Genomic DNA, 8,378 nt, shown 5'->3' with positions numbered 1-8,378 from the left:
GCGGCCGCACCCCGCCGGTGGGGGCCCCGGGCCTCACCCCCCGGGCCCCGGGGCTCCGGCTGCGCCGCGGCCGGCCCGGGCGCTGCCCCCCACCCCCGGGGGGGGGGGGCGGCCGGCGGCCCCCCCACGGTCCGCACGGTCGAGACCGCGCACGGTCCCGTGCGGGGCGTCGCGGAGGCCGCGCTCGCGGAAGGGGCCGCGGTCGTGGTGGCGGTGCGGCCCGAGGACGTGGTGCTGGGCGCGGAAGGGCTGCCGGTGGTCGTCGCCGACGCCGTGTTCCTGGGCGACCGGGTGCGCCGGACGCTGCGCCTGCCCGACGGCGCCACGCTGCGGGCGAGCGGGCGGCCCGCGGAGGCCGCCGCGGCGCCGGGCTCGGACGCACGGGCCAGCTTCCCCGCCGACGTCGCCGTGATCCTGCCGGCATGAGGGCCGCCGGAGCGGAGGCCGACCGCGCGACCGGGCGAACGGAGGCCGGGTCCGCGCGCCCCCGCAAGCGCGGCCGGATGTTCGACCGCCTGGCGCGCCTGCCGCCCTTCCTGTGGCTGGCGGCGTTCTTCCTGCTGCCCTTCGTCATCACCCTGAAGATCAGCCTCTCGGAGCCGGCGACGGCGATCCCGCCCTACCTGCCGCTGCTCGACTGGCGCGGCGGGCTCGACGGCTGGTCGGCCTTCCTCGAGGCCCTGAACTTCGACAATTACCTTACGCTCGCCGCCGACCCCCTCTACCGCGACGCCGCCCTGGGCTCCCTGACCTACGCGGGCGTCGCCAGCCTGATCCTCGTCGCCCTCGGGACGCCGCTCGCCTACGCCCTGGCGCGGGCGCCGGCCCGCTGGCAGCCGCTCCTCGTGGCGCTGGTGATCGTGCCGTTCTGGACGAGCTTCCTGATCCGGATCTACGCCTGGATCGCGATCCTGAAGCCCGAGGGCCTGCTCAATCTCGCCCTGCGCCGGCTCGGCCTGATCGACGCGCCGCTGACGATCCTCAACACCGACGCGGCGGTGATCGTCGGTCTCGTCTACGCCTACCTGCCCTTCATGGTGCTGCCGCTCTACGCGGTGATGAACCGCCTCGACCCGACCCTGCGCGAGGCCGCGGCGGATCTCGGCGCCTCGCCGAGCCGGGTGTTCTGGACCGTGACCGTGCCGCTCAGCCTGCCCGGGATCGCGGCCGGCGCGGGGCTCTGCTTCATCCCGATGGTCGGCGAGTTCGTGATCCCGGACCTGCTCGGCGGGTCGGAGACGCTGATGCTCGGCCGGGTGCTCTGGAGCGAGTTCTTCTCGAACCGCGACTGGCCGCTCGCCGCGGCTGTCGCCGTGCTGATCCTCGCCATCGTCATCGGACCGGTGGTCCTGTTCCGGGACAGCCTGCGCGCGGGCGAGGGCGAGGCGCCGTGAGCTGGGTGACCCGCACCGCCCTGGTGGCCGGCCTGGGCTTCCTCTACGGGCCGATCGCGGTGCTGATCGTGTACTCGTTCAACGCCTCGCCGATGGTGACGGTCTGGGGCGGGTTCTCGACGCGCTGGTACGGCGCCCTACTCGCCGACGCGCCGCTCCTGTCGGCCGCCTGGGTCTCCCTGAAGGTCGCTTTCCTCGCGAGCCTGCTCGCCACGATCCTGGGGACGCTGGCCGCGCTCGCCCTGGAGCGGCAGGGCCGCTTCCGCGGTCGCGCCCTGTTCACGGGTCTCGTCTTCGGGCCGATCGTGATGCCCGAGGTGATTATCGGGCTGTCGCTCCTGCTCATGTTCATCGGGATCGGGCTAGACCGCGGCCTCCTGACGATCGTCATCGCGCACACAACCTTCTGCACCGGCTTCGTGGCGGTGGTGGTCGGCGCGCGCCTGCGCGGCCTCGACCGGTCCCTCGAGGAGGCCGCGGCCGATCTCGGCGCGGCGCCGGCGCGCGTGCTGATGACCGTGACGCTGCCGCTGCTCGCGCCCGCCCTCGCGGCCGGCGCGCTCCTCGCCTTCACCCTGTCGCTCGACGACCTGGTGATCGCGAGCTTCGTCTCCGGCCCGGGCTCCACCGCCCTGCCGATGCGGCTCTACAGCCAGGTCCGTCTCGGCGTGAATCCGGAGATCAACGCGGCCTCGACCCTCCTCGTCGGGCTGGTGAGCGTCGCGGTGCTGCTGGCGTCCTGGCTGACCGCCCGCCGCGGACAGGGTTGAGCGGGCATCACTCCGCGGCCTGCGCGGCGGTCGCGCCCGCGCGCACCATCTGCGCCACGGCGACCGTCACGACGACGTTCACCACCAGCGCCACGATGCCGACATTCACGTCCTGGAGCGGTCCCAGGAGCGGCAGCTTCGCCAAGCTGAACCCGGAGAGGACGGTCGCCGCCACGGTGGCCACGCCCGCGACGATCCCGGCGATGGCGGCGCGGCGGTCGAGGGGATTGCGGCGCATCAGGCTGGTGATGAAGCAGGGGAAGAGCTGCGTCACGAAGTTGTAGCCCATGAGCAAGAGCTGCACGATCGTGTCGCCGCCCGACAGGGTGAAGCCGACGCAGACCAGCGCCAGCACCGGCACGAGGATCTTGCACAGCCGCGCGGTCGCGGCGTCGTCCATGCCGGGGCGCAGCGGCCGGACGAGGTTGTTCGCCACCAGCGTGACGCCCGCGATCAGGATCATGGAGCCCGGGACGAGGGCGGTCAGCACCCCCGTGGCGCCGATCAGCCCGATGACCCAGGGCGGGAAGGTCGCGAGGGAGAGCTTGAACAGCGAGAGGTCGACGTCGGGCCCCGTCAGCCCCGGCACCTGCATCACGGCGGTGAAGCCGATCACGAACACGAACAGGTTGATCAGCTGGTAGATCGGCAGGATCACGGCGTTTCGGCGGAAGGCGCCCGGCTCCCGCGCCGTGTAGAGCGACGCGAAGGTGTGGGGCCACATGTAGCCGCCGAGCGCGGTCAGCAGGACCGTGGTGGTGAACCAGGTCGGGCTCTGGCCGCGGTCGGGCAGGGCCAGGAAGCCGGGCTTCGCCGCCTCGATCGCCGTGAACAGGCCCTCGTAGCCGCCGTAATAGTGGACCGGCAGGTAGATCCCGAGGAACACCACCACGAACAGGATGCTGGTGTCCTTGATCACGGCCGTCCAGGCGGAGCCGTGCACGCCCGACACCACGACGTAGGCGGTGAGCGCGGCCGCGCCGATCCAGACCGCGGTCGTCGACGAGATCGCGCCGTAGGACGCCGTCGAGACGATGATCCCGAGGCCCTTGAACTGCAGCACGAGGTAGGGAACGAGGGCGACGATCCCCACGAGCGCCACCAGCATGCCGAGCGCGCGGCTGCCGTACTTGCGCGCGAAGAAGTCGGGCTGCGTGTAGAGGTTGTGCTGCTTGGCGTAGCGCCAGACCGGCGGCAGCAACCAGTACGAGGTCACGTAGGCGAGCGTCAGGTAGCAGAGGATGTAGTAGGCGGGGCCGCCCTTGCCGTAGGCGATGCCGGAGCCGCCGAGGAACGTGAAGGTCGTGTAGATCTCCCCGGCCATCAGCAGGAAGACCAGGGCGGTGCCGAAGCCGCGGCCGCCGACGGTCCACTGCTCCAGCCCCATCTCGCGGCCGACCCGCGCGTAGAGTCCGAGGCCGATCGCCAGCGCGAAGCCGGCGGCCACGATAACGAGCGCGATGCTCATCGGGGATCCTCCGGCGCGCGGTTCTGAGGGTCGGTCAGGTAGATCACCCCCATCACGATCGAGGTTCCGATCACGCAGAACACCAGCCAGGCGAGGAGCAGCGGCAAGCCGAACACGAAGGGCTCGACCCGGTTCAGGAAGAACGGGCCGACCAGGATGCCGAGGAAGGGAAGGGCGGCCAGCCACCGCAGATTTCGCATGCGCGATACCGTTCAGAAGGCCCCGATATCGCGGGTTGAATCAGTCACGGACCGCTGTCAACGCCGCGATGGCCCAACGGCGCTCATCCCGATCACGTCTGCGTGCTGTGCGCTCGCGCACGCGGCCGCGCTCCGGGCGCGCATATCCTCAGCGCAGCGTCGCGCCGTCCGACACGGCGGGCGCCGAAGGATTTCACGATGACCCGCACTCTGACCTTCGCGGCGCTGGCCGCGCTCCTCGCCGTTCCGGCGGTCCAAGCGGAGGCCCGCCCGCGGCACACCCCCGCCAAGGCGCAGCCCAGCGCCGCGATCAAGGCGCGCCAGACCGTCCTGAACGATTTCAACGCGCGGATGAGCCGCCTGGACGCGCTCATGGGCACCCCGAGCAGGTCGTCGGTCCGCGCGCGCTCGGCCGAGGCCGGCCGCTAGGAAACGTGACGCGCCGGTCGCCCGGACCGGCGCGTCGACTCAGCGGCCCAGGCCGCCCGCCTCCTCCACGAAACGCGCCACCGCGTCCGCGCCCGCGCCCTCGCGCAGGGACGCGAACACGTACGGCCGGGTGCCGCGCATCCGCTGCGTGTCGGATTCCATCACCGACAGGTCGGCGCCGACGAGCGGCGCGAGATCCGTCTTGTTGACGATCAGCAGGTCGGACCGGGTGATGCCCGGACCGCCCTTGCGGGGGATCTTCTCGCCGCCGGCGACGTCGATCACGTAGAGCGTGATGTCTGCGAGTTCCGGCGAGAACGTCGCCGCGAGGTTGTCGCCGCCGGACTCGATCAGCACGAGGTCGAGCTTCGGGAAGCGCCGGCTCATCTCGGCGACGGCGGCGAGATTGATCGAGGCATCCTCCCGGATCGCCGTGTGCGGGCATCCCCCGGTCTCGACGCCGAGGATGCGCTCCTCCGGCAGGGCGCCCGCGACGGTGAGGATCCGCGCGTCCTCCTTCGTGTAGATGTCGTTGGTGATGGCGCAGATCTCGTAGCGGTCGCGGAAGCGCTTGCAGAGCTGCTCCATCAGGGCGGTCTTGCCGGAACCGACAGGTCCGCCGATGCCGACGCGGAGGGGGCCGTTCGTGGAGGTCATGCTGCGGGCTCAGGATCGGAAGATGCGGGAATACTGGGTCTCATGGCGGAAGGAGCCGAGATCCAGGCGGAAGGTGGCGGCACCGAGCGCGTCGAGATCCGCCGCGGTGGCCGCCTCGGCGAGCCCGGCGAGGCGCGGCGCGAGGGCGGCCACGACCCGCGTGCCGGCGGCCTGACCCACGGGCGCCGCCCGAAGGGCCGCGGAGACGAGGTTCTGCAGGAAGGCGAGGCCGTAGGCGGCGAGCACGGGGCCCGGATCCATGCGGTGCGCGCCGGCCGCGAGGCCGACCGCGACCGGGTAGGCGACCGGCCCCGGCAGATTGCCGGCCAGGGCGTCGAGGGCGTCGCAGGGCCACGCGCCGCGCGTCGCGTCGAGGAAGCTGCGGCCCTGCTGGCTCGTCTCCAGGTGCAGCTCGCGCGACGGCGCCAGGGCCAGGGCGAGGTCGTTGACGGCGACCAGCGCGGCGCCGTCCGCGGACAGCGCCGCCGCGTGGGCGTGGGCGGCCAGGATCAGGTCGTTGCGCAGGGCGCCGCGCTCGCAGACGTCCCGGAGCCACGCGGTCAGGCTCGCCTCGTCGCGGACGTCGCCCGCTTCGACCGCCCATTCGAGCCCGTGCGAGTAGGCGTAGGCCCCGACCGGGTAGCCGGGCGACAGCCACGCCATCAGGCGCAGCGCCTCCAGGGCGTCAGCCCGCGGCATGGTGGTGCTGGTGGCCGCCATGCGGGTGGTCGTGCCCGTGGTCGTGCCCGTGGCCGCCGGAATAGGCGCCGCCCTCGGGCCGGAACGGGCGCACCACCGGCTCGGCGGTGCCGCCGAGGCCCCGGACCATCTCGGCGAGGACGTGGTCGTGCGCGATCCAGACCGCGTCCGGGCCGATCTCGGCGGCGATGTGCCGGTTGCCGATGTGCCAGATCAGGCGCTTGAGGGCGTGATCGCCGGCGGCCCGGATCTCGAGCAGGCGCTCCGGCGCGGCCTCGACCCAGACGAGGCGTCCGTCCTGCAGGACCAGGGCGTCGCCGTCCTCCAGCACGGTCGGCTCCGGAAGGTCCAGCAGGAAGCTCAGTCCCCCGGCGCCGCGCATGGCGACGCGGCGGCGGTGGCGGTCGCCGTGATCGAGGACGACGCGGTCGACGATCTCGCCACCTGACAGGGCGTCGCGGCGGAGGATGCGGGTGGCGCGGATCATGGTTGACGGATCGGGCTGGATACTCGGGCGCGGTCAGACAACGTCCGTCTCCGGCGTGCCCGGATAGAAGCCGAGCTCACGGATCTGCTCGATCGCGTAGGGACAGGATTTCGGAAAGACGGATCCGGGCAAGCCCGTCTCGCTCGCGGCCCCGAGGACAGCGACGGAATAGGCCTTCGCGAGCACCGCATCCGGCCAGGACTGGAGGCTGGGGCTCATGTCGATCAGGTCATCGATCCGGATGCGCTGCTCGAGGATGGTCGCGCGCCAGCCGTACTTCCGCTTCTCCGGCTGGAATTCCCACTTCAGCAGGTGCAGCAGCAGGATGGCGAGACGGCTCCGGATCTCGGCTTTCTGGGATCCGCCCAAGCTCTCGATCTCCTCGGCGACGTTGGCGCGGTCCAGATCCGGCCAGCGCCCGGCCCGGAGCAGGGCTGCCTGCTCCTCGGTCCAGAGGCAGAGATCGGTCGTGTAGAGGTCGTCCCTCGCCGGAAGCTGGGCGATCTTCGTCATCGCGGCTCTCCTGCCACCGAGCCCATCCTATCTCAGAACAGGAAGTAGCGCTGCGCCATCGGCAGCACCTCGGCCGGCTCGCAGACCAGCAGCTCGCCGTCGGCGCGCACGTCGTAGGTCTCCGGATCGACCTCGATGACCGGCGTGGCGTCGTTCAGCACCATGCTCTTCTTCGAGATGCCGCCGCGGACGTTCTCAACGGCGACCAGCTCCTTCTGCACGCCCAGCCGCTCCCGCAGGCCGTCCTCCACCGCCGCCCGCGAGACGAAGGTGAGGGCGGTGGCGAAGGGCGCCCGGCCGTAGGCGCCGAACATCGGCCGGTAATGCACCGGCTGCGGCGTCGGGATCGAGGCGTTCGGGTCGCCCATGGGCGCGGCCGCGATGCTGCCGCCCTTCAGCACGAGGTCGGGCTTCACGCCGAAGAAGGCCGGCGTCCACAGCACGAGGTCGGCGAGCTTGCCGGGCTCCACCGAGCCGATGTGCCGGGAGATGCCGTGCGCGATGGCCGGGTTGATCGTGTACTTGGCGACGTAGCGGCGCGCGCGCAGGTTGTCGGTGCCGGACGCGTCGCCCGGCAGGGCGCCCCGCTGGCGCTTCATCTTGTCGGCGGTCTGCCACGTGCGGATGATGACCTCGCCGACCCGGCCCATCGCCTGGCTGTCGGAGGACATCATCGAGAGCGCGCCGATGTCGTGCAGGATGTCCTCGGCCGCGATGGTCTCGCGCCGGATCCGGCTCTCCGCGAAGGCGAGATCCTCGGGGATCGACGGGTCGAGGTGGTGGCACACCATGAGCATGTCGAGATGCTCGTCGATCGTGTTCCACGTGTAGGGCCGCGTCGGGTTGGTGGACGACGGCAGCACGTTCGGCAGCCCGGCCACCTTGATGATGTCCGGCGCGTGGCCGCCGCCCGCGCCCTCGGTGTGGAAGGCGTGGATGGTCCGGCCCTTGAAGGCCGCGATCGTGTCCTCGACGAAGCCCGATTCGTTGAGCGTGTCGGTGTGGATCATGACCTGGATGTCGTGGGCGTCCGCCACCGACAGGCAGGTATCGATCGCCGCGGGCGTGGTGCCCCAGTCCTCGTGCAGCTTCAGCGCGCAGGCACCCGCCCGCACCATCTCGACGAGGCTCTCCGGACGGGACGCGTTGCCCTTCCCGGCGAAGGCGAGGTTCATCGGGAAGGAATCCGCCGCCTCGATCATCCGGGCGATGTGCCAGGGGCCCGGCGTGCAGGTGGTGGCGAAGGTGCCGTGCGCCGGGCCGGTGCCGCCGCCGAGCATCGTGGTGACCCCCGAGCAGAGCGCCTCCTCGATCTGCTGCGGGCAGATGAAGTGGATGTGGCTGTCGAAGCCGCCCGCCGTCAGGATCTTGCCCTCGCCGGCGATGACCTCGGTGCCCGGCCCGACCACGATGTCGACCCCCGGCTGCACATCCGGGTTGCCGGCCTTGCCGAGCCGGAAGATCCGGCCGCGCACGATGCCGACATCGCACTTCACGATGCCCCAGTGGTCGAGGACCACCGCGTTGGTGATCACCGTGTCGACGGCGCCGTCGGCGTTGGTGGCCTGGCTCTGGCCCATGCCGTCGCGGATGACCTTGCCGCCGCCGAACTTCACCTCCTCGCCGTAGGTGGTGAAGTCGCGCTCGACCGTGATCTCCAGGCTCGTGTCCGCGAGCCTGATGCGGTCGCCGACGGTCGGGCCGAACATGTCGGCGTAGGCCGAGCGCGGCAGGCTGGCGGGCTTGGGCGTGTTGGCCATG

General features: G+C 71.7%; 11 protein-coding genes. 4 read left to right on the top strand and 7 right to left on the bottom strand.

Annotated elements, in window-relative coordinates; genetic code table 11:
* The first annotated feature begins 159 nt into the window (after positions 1-159).
* The 3 genes from ABIC30_RS09685 to ABIC30_RS09675 are packed head-to-tail and all read left to right on the top strand — an operon-like array spanning position 160 to position 2,164.
* Positions 160-426, top strand: coding sequence for a TOBE domain-containing protein (locus tag ABIC30_RS09685; protein WP_354454784.1), 267 nt, complete (start codon positions 160-162; stop codon positions 424-426).
* On the top strand, positions 423-1,394 hold the full coding sequence (locus ABIC30_RS09680) for an ABC transporter permease (RefSeq protein WP_020091934.1): 972 nt from the start codon (positions 423-425) through the stop codon (positions 1,392-1,394). Before ABIC30_RS09685 ends, ABIC30_RS09680 begins: the two co-directional genes overlap by 4 nt.
* Positions 1,391-2,164, top strand: a complete 774-nt coding sequence (locus tag ABIC30_RS09675; protein ID WP_020091935.1) for an ABC transporter permease subunit — start codon at positions 1,391-1,393, stop codon at positions 2,162-2,164. Before ABIC30_RS09680 ends, ABIC30_RS09675 begins: the two co-directional genes overlap by 4 nt.
* A gap of 7 nt (positions 2,165-2,171) precedes the next feature.
* Here the strand turns inward: ABIC30_RS09675 and ABIC30_RS09670 are convergent, their stop codons facing one another.
* On the bottom strand, positions 2,172-3,632 hold the full coding sequence (locus ABIC30_RS09670; protein ID WP_020091936.1) for a sodium:solute symporter family protein: 1,461 nt from the start codon (positions 3,630-3,632) through the stop codon (positions 2,172-2,174).
* Positions 3,629-3,832, bottom strand: a complete 204-nt coding sequence (locus ABIC30_RS09665) for a DUF3311 domain-containing protein (protein WP_020091937.1) — start codon at positions 3,830-3,832, stop codon at positions 3,629-3,631. Before ABIC30_RS09665 ends, ABIC30_RS09670 begins: the two co-directional genes overlap by 4 nt.
* Positions 3,833-4,030: 198 nt before the next feature.
* Between ABIC30_RS09665 and ABIC30_RS09660 the strand changes: the two genes are divergently transcribed.
* On the top strand, positions 4,031-4,261 hold the full coding sequence (locus ABIC30_RS09660) for a hypothetical protein (protein ID WP_020091938.1): 231 nt from the start codon (positions 4,031-4,033) through the stop codon (positions 4,259-4,261).
* Positions 4,262-4,300: 39 nt separating this feature from the next.
* Here the strand turns inward: ABIC30_RS09660 and ureG are convergent, their stop codons facing one another.
* Genes ureG through ureC form a run of 5 tightly spaced genes read right to left on the bottom strand, consistent with a single transcriptional unit; the run spans position 4,301 to position 8,377 of the window.
* A complete protein-coding gene (gene ureG, locus ABIC30_RS09655; RefSeq protein WP_020091939.1) occupies positions 4,301-4,918 on the bottom strand; it encodes an urease accessory protein UreG in 618 nt (205 codons plus the stop codon).
* Between the two features lie 9 nt (positions 4,919-4,927).
* On the bottom strand, positions 4,928-5,638 hold the full coding sequence (locus ABIC30_RS09650; RefSeq protein ID WP_020091940.1) for an urease accessory protein UreF: 711 nt from the start codon (positions 5,636-5,638) through the stop codon (positions 4,928-4,930).
* Complete coding sequence (locus ABIC30_RS09645) at positions 5,604-6,104, bottom strand: urease accessory protein UreE (protein ID WP_020091941.1); 501 nt, start codon at positions 6,102-6,104, stop codon at positions 5,604-5,606. The genes ABIC30_RS09650 and ABIC30_RS09645 overlap by 35 nt, the downstream gene beginning before the upstream one ends.
* Positions 6,105-6,137: 33 nt before the next feature.
* Positions 6,138-6,617 (bottom strand): DUF29 domain-containing protein, encoded by a 480-nt coding sequence (locus ABIC30_RS09640; protein WP_020091942.1) that lies wholly within the window; start codon positions 6,615-6,617, stop codon positions 6,138-6,140.
* A gap of 32 nt (positions 6,618-6,649) precedes the next feature.
* Positions 6,650-8,377, bottom strand: coding sequence for an urease subunit alpha (gene ureC / locus ABIC30_RS09635; RefSeq protein ID WP_020091943.1), 1,728 nt, complete (start codon positions 8,375-8,377; stop codon positions 6,650-6,652).
* Between the last annotated feature and the right edge of the window lies 1 nt (position 8,378).

Origin of the sequence: Methylobacterium sp. 1030 (assembly GCF_040544715.1) — a bacterium.
GTDB lineage: Bacteria > Pseudomonadota > Alphaproteobacteria > Rhizobiales > Beijerinckiaceae > Methylobacterium.
The sequence above is the reverse complement of the archived record's forward strand: the minus strand, read 5'-3'. Positions and strand labels throughout refer to the sequence as shown.

Excerpts from the sequence above, each read along its gene's own strand:
- ABIC30_RS09680 (WP_020091934.1), top strand. The coding sequence starts at position 423 with ATGAGGGCCGCCGGAGCGGAGGCCGACCGCGCGACCGGGCGAACGGAG.
- ABIC30_RS09670 (WP_020091936.1), bottom strand. The coding sequence starts at position 3,632 with ATGAGCATCGCGCTCGTTATCGTGGCCGCCGGCTTCGCGCTGGCGATC.
- ABIC30_RS09665 (WP_020091937.1), bottom strand. The coding sequence starts at position 3,832 with ATGCGAAATCTGCGGTGGCTGGCCGCCCTTCCCTTCCTCGGCATCCTG.
- ABIC30_RS09660 (WP_020091938.1), top strand. The coding sequence starts at position 4,031 with ATGACCCGCACTCTGACCTTCGCGGCGCTGGCCGCGCTCCTCGCCGTT.
- ureG (WP_020091939.1), bottom strand. The coding sequence starts at position 4,918 with ATGACCTCCACGAACGGCCCCCTCCGCGTCGGCATCGGCGGACCTGTC.
- ABIC30_RS09650 (WP_020091940.1), bottom strand. The coding sequence starts at position 5,638 with ATGGCGGCCACCAGCACCACCATGCCGCGGGCTGACGCCCTGGAGGCG.
- ABIC30_RS09645 (WP_020091941.1), bottom strand. The coding sequence starts at position 6,104 with ATGATCCGCGCCACCCGCATCCTCCGCCGCGACGCCCTGTCAGGTGGC.
- ABIC30_RS09640 (WP_020091942.1), bottom strand. The coding sequence starts at position 6,617 with ATGACGAAGATCGCCCAGCTTCCGGCGAGGGACGACCTCTACACGACC.
- ureC (WP_020091943.1), bottom strand. The coding sequence starts at position 8,377 with ATGGCCAACACGCCCAAGCCCGCCAGCCTGCCGCGCTCGGCCTACGCC.